Annotated in this window: 14 protein-coding genes; 8 read left to right on the forward strand and 6 right to left on the reverse strand. The window is 70.4% G+C overall.

Translation table 11 applies throughout. The annotated features are described in order from the left end of the window. Nucleotides 1-22 precede the first annotated feature (22 nt). The 3 genes from F0344_RS21130 (at nt 23) to F0344_RS21135 (ending at nt 1,619) form a co-directional block, all read left to right on the forward strand. The gene (locus F0344_RS21130) at nt 23-232 is read left to right on the forward strand and encodes a hypothetical protein (RefSeq protein WP_185300295.1); all 210 of its coding nucleotides are present in this window, start codon (nt 23-25) and stop codon (nt 230-232) included. Nucleotides 233-300: 68 nt separating this feature from the next. Continuing rightward, complete coding sequence (locus F0344_RS35985; protein ID WP_258050032.1) at nt 301-435, forward strand: hypothetical protein; 135 nt, start codon at nt 301-303, stop codon at nt 433-435. A gap of 2 nt (nt 436-437) precedes the next feature. After that, a complete protein-coding gene (locus F0344_RS21135) occupies nt 438-1,619 on the forward strand; it encodes a methyltransferase domain-containing protein (RefSeq protein ID WP_258050033.1) in 1,182 nt (393 codons plus the stop codon). A 193-nt stretch (nt 1,620-1,812) separates the two neighbouring features. Here the strand turns inward: F0344_RS21135 and F0344_RS21140 are convergent, their stop codons facing one another. Beyond that, nucleotides 1,813-3,483, reverse strand: a complete 1,671-nt coding sequence (locus tag F0344_RS21140) for an ABC transporter substrate-binding protein (protein WP_185300296.1) — start codon at nt 3,481-3,483, stop codon at nt 1,813-1,815. A gap of 131 nt (nt 3,484-3,614) precedes the next feature. Continuing rightward, nucleotides 3,615-4,358 carry an SDR family oxidoreductase gene (locus tag F0344_RS21145; RefSeq protein ID WP_185300297.1) on the reverse strand — a complete coding sequence of 248 codons (744 nt, stop codon included), beginning with the start codon at nt 4,356-4,358 and terminating at the stop codon, nt 3,615-3,617. Between the two features lie 240 nt (nt 4,359-4,598). On the opposite strand from F0344_RS21145, the gene F0344_RS21150 reads away from it, so the two are divergent. Genes F0344_RS21150 through F0344_RS21165 form a run of 4 tightly spaced genes read left to right on the forward strand, consistent with a single transcriptional unit; the run spans nt 4,599 to nt 8,402 of the window. Further along, nucleotides 4,599-5,840, forward strand: coding sequence for a cytochrome P450 (locus tag F0344_RS21150; protein ID WP_258050034.1), 1,242 nt, complete (start codon nt 4,599-4,601; stop codon nt 5,838-5,840). After that, complete coding sequence (locus F0344_RS21155; protein ID WP_185300298.1) at nt 5,837-6,052, forward strand: ferredoxin; 216 nt, start codon at nt 5,837-5,839, stop codon at nt 6,050-6,052. The genes F0344_RS21150 and F0344_RS21155 overlap by 4 nt, the downstream gene beginning before the upstream one ends. Before the next feature lie 17 nt (nt 6,053-6,069). Then, nucleotides 6,070-7,383 carry a serine hydrolase gene (locus F0344_RS21160; protein ID WP_185300299.1) on the forward strand — a complete coding sequence of 438 codons (1,314 nt, stop codon included), beginning with the start codon at nt 6,070-6,072 and terminating at the stop codon, nt 7,381-7,383. Continuing rightward, nucleotides 7,380-8,402, forward strand: coding sequence for an EamA family transporter (locus F0344_RS21165; RefSeq protein ID WP_185300300.1), 1,023 nt, complete (start codon nt 7,380-7,382; stop codon nt 8,400-8,402). The genes F0344_RS21160 and F0344_RS21165 overlap by 4 nt, the downstream gene beginning before the upstream one ends. Here F0344_RS21165 and F0344_RS21170 read toward each other — a convergent pair. Genes F0344_RS21170 through F0344_RS21185 form a run of 4 tightly spaced genes read right to left on the reverse strand, consistent with a single transcriptional unit; the run spans nt 8,354 to nt 13,573 of the window. Continuing rightward, nucleotides 8,354-9,382: a GNAT family N-acetyltransferase gene (locus F0344_RS21170; protein ID WP_185300301.1), complete on the reverse strand. Its 1,029-nt coding sequence runs from the start codon at nt 9,380-9,382 to the stop codon at nt 8,354-8,356. The genes F0344_RS21165 and F0344_RS21170 overlap by 49 nt on opposite strands. Further along, the gene (locus tag F0344_RS21175) at nt 9,379-11,139 is read right to left on the reverse strand and encodes an ABC transporter substrate-binding protein (protein WP_185300302.1); all 1,761 of its coding nucleotides are present in this window, start codon (nt 11,137-11,139) and stop codon (nt 9,379-9,381) included. The genes F0344_RS21170 and F0344_RS21175 overlap by 4 nt, the downstream gene beginning before the upstream one ends. Next, nucleotides 11,136-12,284, reverse strand: coding sequence for a GNAT family N-acetyltransferase (locus F0344_RS21180; protein ID WP_258050035.1), 1,149 nt, complete (start codon nt 12,282-12,284; stop codon nt 11,136-11,138). The genes F0344_RS21175 and F0344_RS21180 overlap by 4 nt, the downstream gene beginning before the upstream one ends. Beyond that, nucleotides 12,281-13,573, reverse strand: a complete 1,293-nt coding sequence (locus F0344_RS21185; protein ID WP_185300303.1) for an ATP-grasp domain-containing protein — start codon at nt 13,571-13,573, stop codon at nt 12,281-12,283. The genes F0344_RS21180 and F0344_RS21185 overlap by 4 nt, the downstream gene beginning before the upstream one ends. Before the next feature lie 287 nt (nt 13,574-13,860). Between F0344_RS21185 and F0344_RS21190 the strand changes: the two genes are divergently transcribed. Continuing rightward, nucleotides 13,861-15,513, forward strand: a complete 1,653-nt coding sequence (locus F0344_RS21190) for a penicillin-binding transpeptidase domain-containing protein (protein WP_185300304.1) — start codon at nt 13,861-13,863, stop codon at nt 15,511-15,513. Nucleotides 15,514-15,627 lie beyond the last annotated feature (114 nt).

Below are 15,627 nucleotides of genomic sequence, written 5' to 3' on the forward strand. Positions count from 1 at the left end.
ACCAGGTTAGGGGCAGCAGCCGATGGCGAGAACGACCAGCGACACCGACGCACGCAGGGACGAATACGCGACGTTCGCCCCGACCGGGGAGACGTGCCCCGAATGCGACAAGCCGATCGCGGCCCTTGCGATGTGCCGCCGAGGCACCGTGGAACGGCAGTCCGGCCCGCCGGTCGTCGTCTATCGCCACAGCGAGTGCGCCAAGCCGTACCTGCGGACGGCCACGCGGTGACTCCCGTCCGGCGGCACACCCGCCCGCCGGACGGGTCCACGGAATGCATCACCCGAGAGGAGAAAGACATGGGCTGGGGTACGGGTAAGGGCGGAAGCGGAGGCAACGGGCAGCACTCCGGAGGGAAGGACCCGGGGACGAGCAAGCCGTCGAGCGACACGGCCAAGCCGAAGGATCCGCCGAAGCACAAGAAGGACCAGTGACGGTGACCACACCGAATCTCGCAGCGTCCGAGCGAATCGCCATCCGCGATCTGCTCGGCGCGGTGAGCGCCGACATGGGCACGCCGATGCGACCTGAGTGGGAGCGCGCGGCATGGGTCGTTCCCCGTTCCGCGTTTGTTCCCGAACGTGTCTACCTGGGTGACAAGTTGGAGTCGTGCGACCGCGCCAGCTCCCCGGAAGCATGGCTGAGGGCTGTCTACGCCGACGACAGTGTCGTGACGCAGGTGAACGACGGATCGGACCCGGACGACGGGGAGCGTTGGGCGTCGTCCTCCGCTTCGGCCCCGTCGATCGTGTTCCGAATGCTGCACATGCTCGACGTGCACGACGGACACAGGGTCCTGGAGATCGGCACCGGGACCGGGTGGAACGCGGGTCTGTTGGCCCACGTCGCCGGCCCGGGGAACGTAACCACCGTCGAAGTGGACCCCGTGTTGGCGTCCGAAGCAGGGGGACGTCTGCGGGAGGAAGGAGTCACCGTGGATGTGGTGACCGGGGACGGAGCCGAGGGGTACGCGGGCAATGCTCCGTATGACCGGCTCGTGGCCACGTGCTCCGTGCGCTCCGTCCCTCACCCCTGGCTCGAACAGGTCAAGCCCGGGGGCGTCATCCTCACCCCGTGGGAAAGCCCCTGGATCTGCTACGGGCTGTTGCGCATGACCGTGGACGACACCAAAAGCGCGTCGGGTCCGTTCTCGCCGCACTCCGCGTTCATGCTCATGAGAAACCAGCGAACCGATCTACGGATCTTCCGGGACGTGGTGCGCGACGACCATCAGCCCGACGAGTCGACCACCACCCTGCCGCCGTGGCGGGTGACCGGGGACGATCTCGCCGCGCAGTTCGCCATGGGAATGCAGCTTCGTGACGTGTGGTGGACGTGGCACGACAACCCGGACGTGGAAGGGGTGGCGTCCCGGCTGTGGCTCTCCACGACCGACGCCACGTCGTGGGCAGCCGTGGACTGGGACGGGAAAACGGACGCCCGGTTCACGGCCTGGCAGTACGGACCACGGCGTCTCTGGAATGAAGCGGAGACCGCGTACGCATGGTGGACGCTGCACGACCGTCCCGGGCCCGAACGGTTCGGGCTGACCGTGACCGCCACGGGTGAGACTCCGTGGCTGGACGACCCTGATCAGCTGGTCCCGACGACTGGCTGACTGCGGGCCTCATCAAGCCGGGAGGGAGGCGGAGACCACTACGGGGCGGGAGCCTTTGGACGAGACAGCTGTCCACTGCGCAGTCCGACGGCACCTTGGTATCCGGTCTCACCCCGTGCAGAAAGCCGCGCCGCACTCCCCACAAGGGGAATGCGGCGCGGCGCACAGTCGACGGCGTAGACGTACGAGCCTGTCAGTCCTCGGCCCCGAGCGCCGCGTAGTCGTACATGCCGAACGACCCCGTGACGAAGACGTTCCTGGCGTCCGGGTGCCGGTAGAGCAGCGAGCGCGGGTAGAGGTACGGCACGATCACCGCGTGCTCCATCGTCAGCCGGTCGATGCGCTGCCAGATCTCCGCGCGCTCGACCGGGTCGGAGCAGGTGGCGCCCCGGTCCAGGAGATCGTTGATCTCGGGGTCGTCGAGCTCGCCCATGTTCTGGTTGCCGCGCTCCTTGATGGCCCGGCCGTCGACGATCTGCTGGAGGAAGCCGTAGCCGTCGGGGAAGTCGGCGCCCCAGCCGAACATGATGATCCCGATGCCGTGCTCTGCCAGGTAGGACGGCGAGCCGCCGTAGACCTCGAAGTAGTCGCCCGACGGGAAGTCCAGCACCTCGGCCTCGATGCCGACGCGTGCCAGCCCGGCCGCGAGCGCCTCGGCGGCCCGGTACTCCTTGAGCCGGTCCTTGCGGGCGGCGATCTTCGTCTTGAAGCCGTCCGGCATGCCGGCCAGGGCGAGTTCGGCGCGGGCCGCCGCCAGGTCGCCGGTGCCCTCGTCGCCGACCGGGTAGCGGTCGAAGGGCTCGTACCCGTCGATGGTGGGCGGGAGGATCGTCGTCGCGATGTCACCGCCGACGGAACCGCCGTACGCCTCCTGCATGGCCCGCTTGTCCGTGGCGAACTGGACGGCGCGGCGGCAGTGCACGTTGTCGAACGGTGCGATGTTGCTCGACAGGCAGTAGATCCAGGTGAAACCGGTCAGCGGGTTGTCGGCGTTGGCCCGCAGCTCCGGGTCGGCCAGGATGCGTTCCTGGGCCAGCGGCTGGACGCCGAAGCCGGCCAGGTCGATGTGGGCCTCGCCGGAGATGAGCATCCGGTCGACCTCGTGCGGCTCGACCCCGAGGTGGACCTCGATCCGCCGGGCGCGCTGGTGGCGTACCGGGTCGGTGGCCTTGTCCCAGTGCGGGTTGGGCTCCAGGACGGCCAGCTTGCCGCGGTCGTAGGAGGCGACCCGGTAGGGGCCGGTCGCGACCGGGCCCGCCGCGTATCCCGCGCCGGTGTCCAGACGGCGGGGGACCGGGGTGGTGCTGGGCATCGTCGCCAGCAGGTCCATGCCCGCGAACGGCTCGCGCAGCCGGAAGACCAGAGTGCGGTCGTCCGGGGTCTCCAGCGTCACGGGGCCGTCGATGTCGGGCTCCCGCCAGGGGCCGCCGTACTCGGTGCCCAGCAGCTGCCGGAAGTACGTCGGCCCGACGCCGAGGACATCGGTGCCGTAGTTGCTCCTGGCGATCGCGTACTTGACGTCGCCGGACGTGACGGGGGAGCCGTCCTCGTACGTCAGCCCCGCGCGCAGCCGGTACGTCCAGGTGCGCCCGCCGTCGGACGACTCGCCCAGGCTCTCGGCCAGGTCGGGCACGAGCCGCTGCCCCGCCTTGCCCGGCGCGGTGTCGAACGTGACCAGGGTCCGGCCGATGAGCCGCAGGAAGTTCCAGGTGTAGGCGTAGTAGGTGTTCCCCGGGTCCAGTGAGTCGAAGTCGTCGGTGCGTACCAGTCGGAGCGTGCCTCCCGTCGCGGTGGTCGGCCGGACCACACCGTCCACTCCGGCATTGAAACCGCTGCCGTTCTCCGTCGGCTTACTGGTCGTCATTTCCTGCAACCCTCCATCGCGTTGGCCTTTCGCCCACATCCTGTGCGCGGTGCCCTGTGCGGCGGAGCGAGTGCCGGGGCCGCGCATAGCGGGCAGCGGGTCGGCATAGCGTCCGCGGGAATCCGGCCCGCTCAGGCCTGGTCCGTCGGACGGATGAAGATCTCGTTCACGGTCGCGTGCTCCGGCGCCGTGACCGCGTACCGCACCGCCTCCGCGATGTCCGCGCTCTGGAGCTGACGGATCTTCGTCACCCGCTCCTGGATCGCGGCCTTCGACGGGGCGTGCGTGATGTGGTCGCGCAGCTCCGTCTCGACGGTGCCGGGCTCGATCATCACGACCCGGACCCCGCGCTCGGTGACCTCCTGGCGCAGACCCTCGCTGAAACCGTTCACCGCGAACTTGCTGGCGTTGTACGCGGCACTGCCCCGGCCCACCACCCGTGCGGCGATCGAGGAGATCTGGACGACCGTGCCCCGGCTGCGCAGCAGATGAGGCAGCGCCGCGTGCGTCATGTACATCAGACCGAGGACGTTGACGTCCATCATGCGTGTCCAGTCCGTCGTGTCCGCGCCCTCCACGGGGCCCAGCAGCATCAGGCCGGCGCTGTTCACGAGGATGTCGAGCGAGCCGAGCGTCTCCACGGTCGAGGCGACCGCGGCGTGTACCGCCTGCTCGTCGCCGACGTCGAGCGGCAGCACGAGCACGGTGGCGCCTCCGGCCTCCAGCTCCGCGCGCAGCGCTTCCAGCCGGTCCGTACGGCGTGCCGCGATCGCGACCTTCGCGCCCTCGGCGGCCAGCGTGCGTGCCGTGGCCTCACCGATGCCGGAGCTCGCGCCGGTGACGAGTGCGACCTTTCCCTGCAGAATTCCGGACATGTGTAACCCCCAGTGTGCGAGCCGATGTATTTGCTTGAATTGTCTGTGCGCCCGGGCGCGGAATCGGTGACGTTATCAGCCCGTTCGGCGCGCGTGAATACCCGCGGTCACCACGGGTTATGTGCACTCCGCGCCGGTTATGCACAGTGGGGCGGGGCGGGGGACGGCGGTCCGTCATATCGGGCAGATTGCGACAGTGATCCCACGTCGGCCTGACCTGTGTGTACTGATGGGCGGAACATGATGCGAGACGATGTAGCGGTCCGGGACGGGAAGGCGGCACCGTCCTACCCGATGCGCCGGGGCTGCCCGGTCGATCCTCCGCCGCAGCTCGCGGAGTTGCGGGCGGGTCCTGCGGCGAGCCGGGTGACGTTGTGGGACGGCAGCGAGGTGTGGCTGGTGACCGCGCACGCCCACGTCCGTGCCGTGCTGGGCGACCGCAGGTTCACCGCGGTGACCAGCGCTCCCGGATTTCCCATGATGACGCCCACCTCGCAGCTGGTACGGGCCCAGCCGAAATCCGCCTCGTTCATCCGCGCGGACGATCCGGAGCACTCGCGGCTGCGTTCGATGCTCACGCGTGAATTCCTACAGCGTCGCGCCGATGAAATGCGTCCGATGCTCCGGGAGATGCTCGACGGCATTCTTTCGGAACTCGTGTCCGAGGAGCGTGGGGGTGGAAGTCCGGTCGATCTCGTCGCGGAACTGACGATCCCGGTGCCTTCCCGCGTCATCGCCGCGATGTTCGGGATACCCGCCGGTGAGCGGGCCCTGATGGAGGACCGCAGCGCCATCCTGATCGACCGCGGCTACACCCCGCAGCAGGTGGCCGCCGCCCGTGACGAACTGGACGCCTTCCTGCGCGAGCTCGTCGAATCACGTATCCGCGAGCCCGGCGACGACCTGATCAGCCGGCTCGTCGTCGACCAGGTGCGCCAGGGCGCGCTGGACATCGACGAGATGGTCCCCATGTGCCGGCTGCTGCTGGTCGCCGGACACGGTACGACCACCAGCCAGGCAGGTCTGAGCCTGCTGAGCCTGGTCACCGACAAGAACCTCGCCGCCTCCCTGCGCGAGGACCCGGAGCTGCTGCCCGCGGCCGTCGAGGAGCTGCTGCGCTTCCACTCCATCGTGCAGAACGGGCTGGCCCGTGCGGCCACCCAGGACGTCCAGCTCGGTGACGTGCTCATCAGGGCGGGTGAGGGCGTCGTGCTGTCGCTGTCCGCGGGCAACCGCGACGAGCAGCTCTTCCCGTCCCCCGACACCCTCGACCCGCACCGCGACGCCCGCCGGCACCTGGCGTTCGGCCACGGCATCCACCAGTGCCTCGGCCAGTGGCTCGCCAAGGCGGAGATCGAGGAGATGCTCGCCGCCGTACTGCGCTGGATGCCCGGCGTACGCCTCGCCGTACCCTTCGAGGAGCTCGACTTCCGTCATGAGGTGTCGAGTTACGGTCTCGGCAGCCTCCCGGTGACGTGGTGAGCGAACCCGTACGGCTGACCGTCACCGTCGACACGGTTGCCTGCTGCGCCATGGGCCGGTGTGCGGCGACGGAGCCCGCGGTCTTCGGCCAGGACCCCGACACAGGCACCGTGGTGCTGCTCGACCCCACCCCGCCGCCCGCGCTCCACGAAGGAGCGCGGCTGTGCGCGGACCTGTGTCCGTGCGGCGCCATCACGGTCACCGAGAACTGACCGGACAAGGAGCGAAGATGACCGACGTCCCTGGTACCACCACGTCCGTCCGGACCGCGGCCGAGGAGGAACTCGCCGAGGACAGCTCCGCGCTGGCCGGACCCTGCCGCTGGGCGATGGGCCTGCTGACGGCGCCGGACCTCCCGACGGAGGAGGAGCTGGCGCCCTCCCTGGTGCCCGGATTCCTCGACAAGTACCCGCGGGGATTCGCCGCGACCCTCGACGAGTGGCGCAAGCTCGGCCCTTTCACCGTGAAGATCTACCAACCGGTCGCGCACAAGGGCTGGTTGGTGCTCACCGACCCGTCCGGCCGGGACTTCTCGCTCACCGTGATCATCGACTCGACCGGTCTGGTCCGCATCCTGCACCTCCAGCCCGACATCTTCGTCCCCGAGATACACGACTGGGCCGACCTCGACGAGGCCCTGCGCATCGAGGGTGTCACCTCCTCGGTGCTCGCCGTCCGCATCGAAGAGGGCCGGCCCCTCGTGCTGCACGAGAAGGACGCCCACCGGGCGCTGCCGACCGGTTCGGCGTACAAGCTCTATCTGATGCGGGCCCTTGTCCACGCCATCGACAAGGGTGAGCTCGACTGGGACGACGAGGTGGTCACCCGGGCCGACCTGCGCAGCCTGCCCACCGGAGACATGCAGGAACTGCCGGACGGCACCCGGGTGTCCGTCCGCGAGACGGCGCACAAGATGATCGCGATGAGCGACAACACGGCCGCCGACCTCCTCGCCGACAAGGTGGGGCGCGAGGCCGTCGAGCGGACGGTGGTGGCGTCCGGCCATCACAACCCCGGCCTCCTGCGGCCGTTCCTCTCCAGCCGCGAGGTCTTCGAGATCGGCTGGGGCGCACACGGACTCCGCGGCGACTGGGCCGAGGGGGACGACGCGGCCCGCAGGGAACTGCTGCGCCGGGTCGCCCGGCCCCTCACCGTGCGCGGCTCCGACCTCGGGGAGACGGTCCACCAGCTCGGTCTGGACTGGCACATGAGCGCGTACGACGTGTTCCGGGTCCTCGAAGCCCTCGTACAGGACGGCGCACGGGACGCGAGCGGGACCGTCGACGCCATCCTGACCGCCTACCCCGGCATCCTCGTCGACCGTGCGAAGTGGTCCAAGGCTGTCTTCAAGGGCGGCTCCTGCCCCGGCGTGATGATGTTCTGCTGGCTCCTGGAGGACCACCGGGGCACCCCGCACGTCCTGGTGCTGCAACAGGCGGCCGACGACCAGAAGCTCATCGGCGACGGGCAGCTGCTGCGCAGGCTCGGGGCGAAGGTCATCGAGTCGGGGCTCCTGGAAGGCGAGAAGGACACCGCTCAGTGAGCACCCGGGACCGGCTGCTCGCCGTCCTCGTCGCGGTGCTGTGGGGGCTGAACTTCCTCGCCGTGCGCGTGGGGCTCGACCACTTCCCCCCGTTCTTCCTCGCCGCGCTGCGCTTCCTGGTCCTCGCGGTGCCCGTGGTCCTGTTCGTGCCCCGGCCGCAGGTGCCGCTGCGCTGGCTGCTGGGGTACGGCCTGGGCTTCGGTGCCCTGCAGTTCGGGCTGCTCTTCCTCGCCATCGACAACGGCATGCCCTCGGGGCAGGCGTCCGTGGTGGTGCAGGCATCGGCCCCGCTGACCGTGCTGCTCGGCGCGCTCCTGCTGCACGAGCGGCTGTCGCGGCACCAGCTGGCCGGGATGGCGGCGGCGGTCCTGGGGCTGACGGTGATCGCCGTGGACCGGGCCAGGACGGCGGCCCTGCTGCCGCTCGTCCTGACCCTGCTGGCGGCGCTCGGCTGGGCGCTCGGCAACCTCGCCAGCCGACAGGCCAGGCCGGATCACCCGCTGCGTTTCGCGCTGTGGATGTCCGTGGTGCCGCCGCTGCCGCTGCTGGCCCTGTCCGCCGTCATGGAGGGCCCGGCCACCGGCTGGCGGGCCTTCGGCGGCGCTTTCGACGCGGAGGGCTGGCCAGGCCTGGTGGCCCTCCTCTACATCGCGCTGGCGGGTTCCGTCGTGGGCTCGGGCATCTGGACGACGCTTCTGAAGCGGTACGAGGCCGGGACCGTGGCCCCGTACTCGATGCTCGTGCCGGTCGTCGGCCTCGCGGTGGCCTGGCCGGCGCTCGACGAGCGGCCGAGTGCCCTGTCGCTGGTGGGCGCCGCGATCGTGGTCGTCGGAGTGCTGGCGGGAATGGGGACCGGCCTGGCGAAGCGCCCCCACGGCAAGGGGACCGGCCTGGCGAAGCGCGCCCACGGCAAGGGCCCCGGCCCCGCCCCGGGAGGGGAGCGAGGGCCGGAGCCCGGCACGGTCGTGGCTCAGTCGGACGAACCGGCCCCGAAGGTCCAGGACACCCAGCGGTCCTGAGGCACGAAGCCCATCGCGCGGTTGACGGCGATCATCGAGTGGTTGTCCTCGGCGTTCGCCGTCTCCAGCAGCCGTACGGCGGGCTCCTGCCGCAGGACGTTCTCCAGGTTCGAGAGCTTCAGGAGCAGCCCCAGCCCGTGGCCGCGGTGGCCCCGGTGGACGACTGTCATGCCCTGGAGCGCGTACTGCGGGTTGCCGGTGGTCTTGGAGACGCTGGTGTACCCGGCCAGTGTTCCGCTCGCCCTGTGGACGACCCCCGTGTGGTACGCCCGTCGGCCACGGCCCACCCGCATGGTCTCGAAGGCGCGGGCATAGCTCGTCTCGACCTCCTGGTCGGGCTCGGGCTCGGCCCCGGAGTCACCGAGCGACTGCTCCAGCAGCGAGACCGGCACCGCGTAGGCGTCGGGGGTGACCGTGCCCCAGCGGACCAGGCCGTAGCCCTCGGGCAGCGCGGGGACACCGTCGGCCAGCGGGTCGTGGCGGCGGAGGTCGAGCCACTGGTGCAGCCCCGACGGGCCGTCGGCCCGCACCCCGCCCAGCGCGGCGACGAACGCCGCGGGCGCGGGATCGCGCGCCGGACCGCCCTCCAGCGGCTCGACGGTCATCCCGGCCAGGGTGGTGCGCCCGTGTGCGGCCGCCAGTTCACGGGCCTTGCCGAACAGGGCGCGGCCGACACCGCGGCGACGCAGCTTGGGGTGCACGAGGAGCTGGTCCACCCGGGCCACCGGCGCGCCGTTGGGCAGGGCGATCCGCAGCGCGCCGACCACCTGCCCGTCGTGCAGAGCCGCCCAGTCCTCCAGCACGGTGGCGGGCGGCGCGAACCGCAGGGAGCCGATCATGTCGACGGAACAGGGCGGCGCGGCCCCGGGGACGTCGTCGGCCTCCGCCATCAACTGGAGCCACTGGCCCGCCGTGTCGTCGTCGTCCGCACTCAGCGGGACGAAGCTGAGCTCCGGTGCGAGGTCGGTGCTGTCGGTCATGAAGTGATCTCCCGGTCGGGGCGGTCGGGGCGGTCGGGGCGGTCGGAGCGTGCGGAACGTTCGGGGCGGTCGGCGGTGGGATCGAGACCCATGGCCTGGATGTCGTACAGCCCGAAGGCCGGCTGGACATAGACGTTGGTGACCCAGGGATTGCGGAAGGACAGGGTCTTGTCGTGGACCAGCGGGAGGATCACGGCGTGTTCCATGACCAGTCTCTCGACCACCCGCCACAGCCGGGTGCGCTCGTCCGGATCGGTCGTGTGCAGGCTCCGGTCGATCAGTTCGTTGATCTCCGGGGCGTCCAGCTCGGCGATGTTCCAGTTGCCGCCGTTCCGCTTGATCTGCCGCCCGTCGACGAGCGGGGCCAGGAACCCGTACTCCGTCGGGAAGTCCGCACCCCAGTCCGTGACGATCATCCCCAGGTTGTGCTTCCGGATCGTCTCCGGCGAGCCCGCGCCCAGACTGAAGTAGCTGGCCACGTCCAGTTCCTTGACCGTCAGCCGGATGCCGACCCTGGCCACCGACTCGACGACCGCGTCGGCCACCAGCCGGAACTTCCCGCGCTGGGTGCCGATCACCGCGTCGAAGCCGTCGGGCAGCCCGGCGGCCGCCAGCTCCTCCCGTGCCCTGTCGAGATCGCCCCGCAGATCCGGCCCGGCCGGATAGCGGTCGAGCCCCTGGTGGGCGGGGAGCCGGGGCGGGAACAACGCCGGTGTGAGGTCGCCGCCGGTGACGGGACCGCCGCGGGCCTCCTGGAGGAGCAGCCGGTCCGCCGCGTAGTGCACCGCCCTGCGCACGTGCACGTTGTCGAACGGCGGGATGTGCGGCTGGAGCGAGACGAAGTGCAGGAAGCTCGTCCGGGGGTTGTCCGTGTGCGTACGCAGGACCTCGTCCGCCGTGACCCGTTGCTGCGCCGCGTGCTGGAGCCCGCGCCCTTCGAGGTTGATGTCGAAGACCCCGTCGATCAGCTGCGCGTCGAGGTCGTCGAGCCCGACCCCGATGGTCAGTTCCACCCGGTCGGGCAGGGCGGGCCGCACGGGGTCGGTGGCCCGGTCCCAGTACGGATTGCGCTCCAGGTGCAGATACGCGCCCGGCCGGTGCTCCTCGATCCGGTACGGACCGCTGCACCGGGGGTCCTCCCCGTACCGGGCGCCGGTGTCGGCGTGCCGGGGCACGGGGGACACACAGGGCTGGGCCATCAGATGGTCGAAGTCGGCGAACGGGCCGCGCAGCCGGAAGACGATGGTCCGGTCGTCGGGCGTCTCCACGGACTCCAGGGGCGCGCTGCTCCGGTACGGCCCCGGGTAGGGCCGCGCCGGGTCGTCCAGCAGCGGCACGAGATACGTCGGGCCGCCCGGCAGCACGTCCTGGGCGAAGATCCGCTGCACGGCGTACCGCACGTCGTCCGAGGTGATGGGGGAGCCGTCGTCGAAGCGCAGGTTCTCGCGCAGCCGGTACGTCCACGTCCTGGCCCCGTCGCTCGCCTGCCCGGGGCTCTCGGCGAGGTCCGGGACGGGGACGAGCCCGGCGGGTCCGGGGTCGGTGGGGTAGGCCATCAGCGTCCGGTTGAGCATCCGCTGGAGCAGCCAGACCCACACGTAGTACGTACGGGCGGGGTCGAGGGAGTCCACGTCCGCCGACGACACCAGGCGCAGCGTTCCACCGCGCCGGTCGCAGGGGTTGACCATCGCTCCGACGGCGGCGTCCCAGCCGGCGCCGGGAACCGTCGCGGTGGGGTGTCCGGTGTGGGTACTCATCGGGGTGCGGTCCTCCGGTCCTTGTCCGTACGGGGAATGCGCAGCACGTACGAGCGCTCCTCGCTGGCCTGACAGCCGCGCGCCAGCTTCGCCTCGACGCTGCCGATCCCGGCGTGCAGGACGGAGACCCCGGCCGCGGCGGCGGCTTCGAGCACCCGGTAGTACAGGACGTCGTAGTAGAGCGGCAGCTTGCCCTGGGCCTCGTAGTCGAAGCCGGCGCGGTGGCCGAACCAGTGCTCCTCGCCGCGGGCCCTGGAGCGCAGGACCATGCCGAAGCCGATGACGGCGCCGTTCTGCCGGGCCACGGAGACCATGACGTCGTCGCCCATCACGTCGGCGATCCAGGACAGCAGCCCGGCGGAGTGCTCGGGGCTCGCCGGATTGCCGTACTTCTTCAGGAGGTTGGAGTCCAGCTCGCCGAGGCGCGGGACCAGTTCCTGGGTCAGCGGTTCGACGGTGACCTCCACCCCGGCCTCGGCCAGGGCCCGGCGCTCCAGACGCACCCGGCGGCGCCGGTGCTTGCTCATCCCGGCGAGGAACTCCTCCCAGCCGCCGGGCGGAATGGGCAGCCAGGCGTAGTGCGCGGAGGTGTGCGAGCGGTAGCCGCGGCTCTCCAGCAGCTCGACGAGTGAGAGGTCGCGCACGTCGACGTGCGGGAAGCAGACCGAGGCCGCCTTCCGCTCCTCGGCGAGTCCTTCGGCGTGGTCGAGGAGCGCCGCGAGGTCCTCGGGCCGGGCACCGGGGGCGGCCAGCAGCCGCGTACGGCCCAGGTGCCGGCCCCCGCACACCAGCGAGGGAAGCAGGGACGCCGCTTCGCCGTCCGCCACCTCGGCGAGGATGCCCGCCGCGCCCGGAACCTCCTCGTCGGCGGCCCGGGAGAGCAGCGCGTCGGGGCGGGCGAGCAGCCAGGGCACGGAGTCGGTCGCCCAGGCCGCGACGAGCCCGGCGACGGGAGCCCCGTCGCGGTGCCGCACCAGGAAGTCCATCGTCGTACCGGAGTTGCGCTCCTGCACCGCCAGCCAGCGAGGCGTCTGGAAGAAGTCCTCCACGCCGGCGAGGTCGTTCCACCCCATGTCCACGAGTGCGGCGGCGTCCGGGGCCGCCAGGACCCCGTCCCCGGTCTGCGCATAGTGCGGGAGGCTCACGCCTGCTCCTCCTCGACGACGAAGTCGAGGTAGGCGGCCGCCTTGTCGGCGAGCGCCTGCGCTTCGAGCCGGTCGGGCCCGTTGCAGTAGGTGAAGCCGACGCAGGAGGAGTTGTCCATGCGCTGGAGGAGCGCGTCACCCTTCTCCACGTGCAGCAGCACCTGGACACCCGGCACCGCCTCTGCGGCCTCCACCCCGTCGACCCGCTTCAGCGTGCCGCGCCTGGCCGGGTAGATCATGCGGACGGCGGCGCCGCCGGAGTGCGTGACGGGTTCGATCGCCGGGGTCGCGCCGACGGTGAGCAGCCAGGCGTCCAGGATGGGGCTGCGCCCGGTGACGTCGGTGACGAGCATCGTCATACAGCTCGACGGCGTACGGGGGTTGGCCTCGATGATCCGCCAGCCCGACTCGGTGAGCCGCGCCTCGGTGTGGCAGGGCCCGTGCCGGTAGCCGATGGCCTCCAGCGTCTTGCGGACGACGGAGTACAGCTCGTCGCGGGACTCGTCGGAGAGCGGCACGGGGAAGGTGTGCCCGCACTCGATGTACGCGGGGTCGCCGAACAGGTCCTTCGACGTCACCCCGAAGACGTGGGTGTAGCCGTCCACGGTCATCGTCTCGACGCTGACCTCGACGCCCTCGACGTACGTCTCCAGCAGGACGTCGCCGGAGCGCCGCTGGCCGCGCAGGCTCTTGCGGATTCCGGACAGCTCGTTCCACGCCTCGGTCAGCTGTGCCATGTCGTCGACGCGGCGGACCCCGTAACTGATCGCCTCCGCCGGGGGCTTGGCGATCATCGGGAAGCCGAGCTTCCGTGCCGCGGCCTCCAGCTGGTCCTCGTCACTGACCAGCACGTGAGGGATGTTGAACGGTACGTCGCCGAGCGCGACCCGCAGCCGGTCCTTGACGTTGGCCGTCTCCACCGCCTCCGGGTCGGGCCCCGGCAGACCGAGCCGCTGGGCCGCCTGCGCGGCGATCACGGTGTGGTAGTCGGAGAACGAGGTCAGCCCGTCGACCAGGGGCGCGCCGTCCTCCCCGGTCACCGAGGCGAGCACCGCGTCGAGGTCGGTGGTGTCGACGTCGATCACCCGGTCGACGGCCTGGGCGAGCGGGTGGGATTCCCAGTCGTGGCCGTGGGTGTACCAGGTGCGGTCACCGGTAAGCAGCCACACCTCCAGGCCGTGCTCCCGGGCCTGGTGCAGGCCGAGGACGAAGGGATGGTTCTGCATGTGCTCGACGATGGCGATCCGCTTGTCCGCGAACTGCGCGTAGTCAGCCAGGGGTGTTGTCATCGAACCGCCTCCATGCGTCGGCCGTCGCTCACAGCGTGGGTATGGGGATCAGTTCAATGGCAGGCCGGCGGCGAGGGCCATGGAGCGGCAGGTGTGCGCATAGGCCGTCCGCGAAGCGCATAGGCGGCGGACACGATCGATTCTCGGTCAAGTTCCCCGGAGCGGCGCGGAGGAATCGGGGGACAAGAGGGAGCGAATCCGGCGGAGGGAACGGCGAGGGAATGGCGGTGGCCGGAACCTTTCAGCAATGAGAGGACGGAAAGAGCACCCGCGTATACCGTTCGTGCATGGCTCGACAGAACGATATCTACAGTCCTGCCCCGCAGGGAAAGCGGGGATCATCCACCGGAAGCCGTGTGCTGGTGGCCCTCTTGGTGCTGGCGGTGGTGTCAGGCGTCGGTTACTGGGGATACACGGCTCTGGCCGGTGACGAGGGTGAGGGCGATCCCGAAGTCACCGCGGCCGCTGCCCAGCTGGAGAAGTTCATCGGCGCCTGGGAGACCGGCGACGCGAAGGCGGCGGCCTCGTTCACCGACACCCCGTCGAATGCGGAATCGCTCATCACGTCCGTCACGAAGAACCTTGAACCGTCGAAGACGGAGATCACTCCCGGTGACGGGGAGAAGAAGACATCCGGCGATGTTCAATTCCCGTTCAACGTGGCGATGAGGATTCCGGGGGCCGCGGACTACATGTGGGACTCCCGGGCCAGGGTCCTGAAGAAGGACGGCGCCTGGCTGGTCGAGTTCACCACTCCCATGATCCATCCCAAGATGGAAGCCGGGCAGACGCTGGCCCTCCAGTCCCAGGAGCGCGCCTCCGTCCTCGACGTGAACGGGGACGAGCTGCGGGCCGCCTCCGTGGTCGGCGCGGTCGATCCGAAGACGGGCAAGGGAATCTCGGGACTTGAGGCCCGTTACGACAAGCAGCTCTCAGGCGGAGCCGGCGGTGCGAAGTCCGTGGTGGTGGTCGACCGCAATTCCGGTCAGGTGGTGAAGCGGCTCACGAAGAAATCCGGAGCGAAACGCGAACCGGTCAGGACGACCATCGACCCGACGGTCCAGGAAGCGGCTGCCGATGCTCTGGAGGGTGTGTCGAAGAATGCGGCCATTGTCGCGATCGACCCCTCCACCGGGAACATCCTCGCGGCAGCCAACAAACCGGGCGGACAGAACCGTGCGCTGAGCGGCCAGTATCCTCCGGGTTCCACATTCAAAGTCGTTACGACGGCCGCCCTGCTCAAGCAGGGTATGCGCCCCGACGACGCGGCGGAATGCCCGAAGTTCGCCTATGTGGACGGCCAGCGGTTCGAGAACCAGGACCAGTTCGTCCTTCCCGGCGGATCGACCTTCCGGGACTCCTTCGCCCACTCGTGCAATACCTTCTTCGTCAATTCGGCCGGAAAGCTGTCGGAGTCCTCGCTGAACGAGACCTCGAAGGCGTTCGGTATCGGCGGCTCCTGGGACGTCGGCGTCACCACGTACGACGGAAGCGTGCCGGTGGCCAACGGTGTGAACGACAAGGCGGCCTCGACCATCGGCCAGGCCCGCGTGCTCGCCTCACCGCTGGTGATGGCCTCGCTCGCCGCGACGGTGAAGGCGGGGGAGTTCAGGCAGCCGGTGCTCGTGCCGGACGCGGTGAAGAAGAAGTACGAGGCCACCGCCGCGCTCGACCCGGGGGTGACGTCGGCGCTCCGCGAGATGATGCGGGCCACCGTCACCGAGGGCGCGGGCAAGGCACTCCAGGGCGTCGCGGGGGAGCCGCACGCGAAGACGGGCACGGCGGAGTTCGGCAACGACACCCCGCTGCGCACCCACGCCTGGATGATCGGCTACCAGGGTGAGGGGAACGTCGCCTGGTCGGTACTGCTGGAGGACGGCGGCTCGGGCGGTGCGGACGCGGGCCCGATCGCGGCGAAGTTCCTGAAGAACCTCGGATGACAGGCCGGGTGTCGCTCAGCCGCCGGGCGGGCGGGCAGGTCGAGCCCGTTCAACGACGCAGGACAGCACGGGGCCGGACGACGCGGAACCGGGTACGGCATCCGCACGGCAGCC

It is taken from the genome of Streptomyces finlayi (assembly GCF_014216315.1).
Taxonomy (GTDB): Bacteria; Actinomycetota; Actinomycetes; order Streptomycetales; family Streptomycetaceae; genus Streptomyces; species Streptomyces finlayi_A.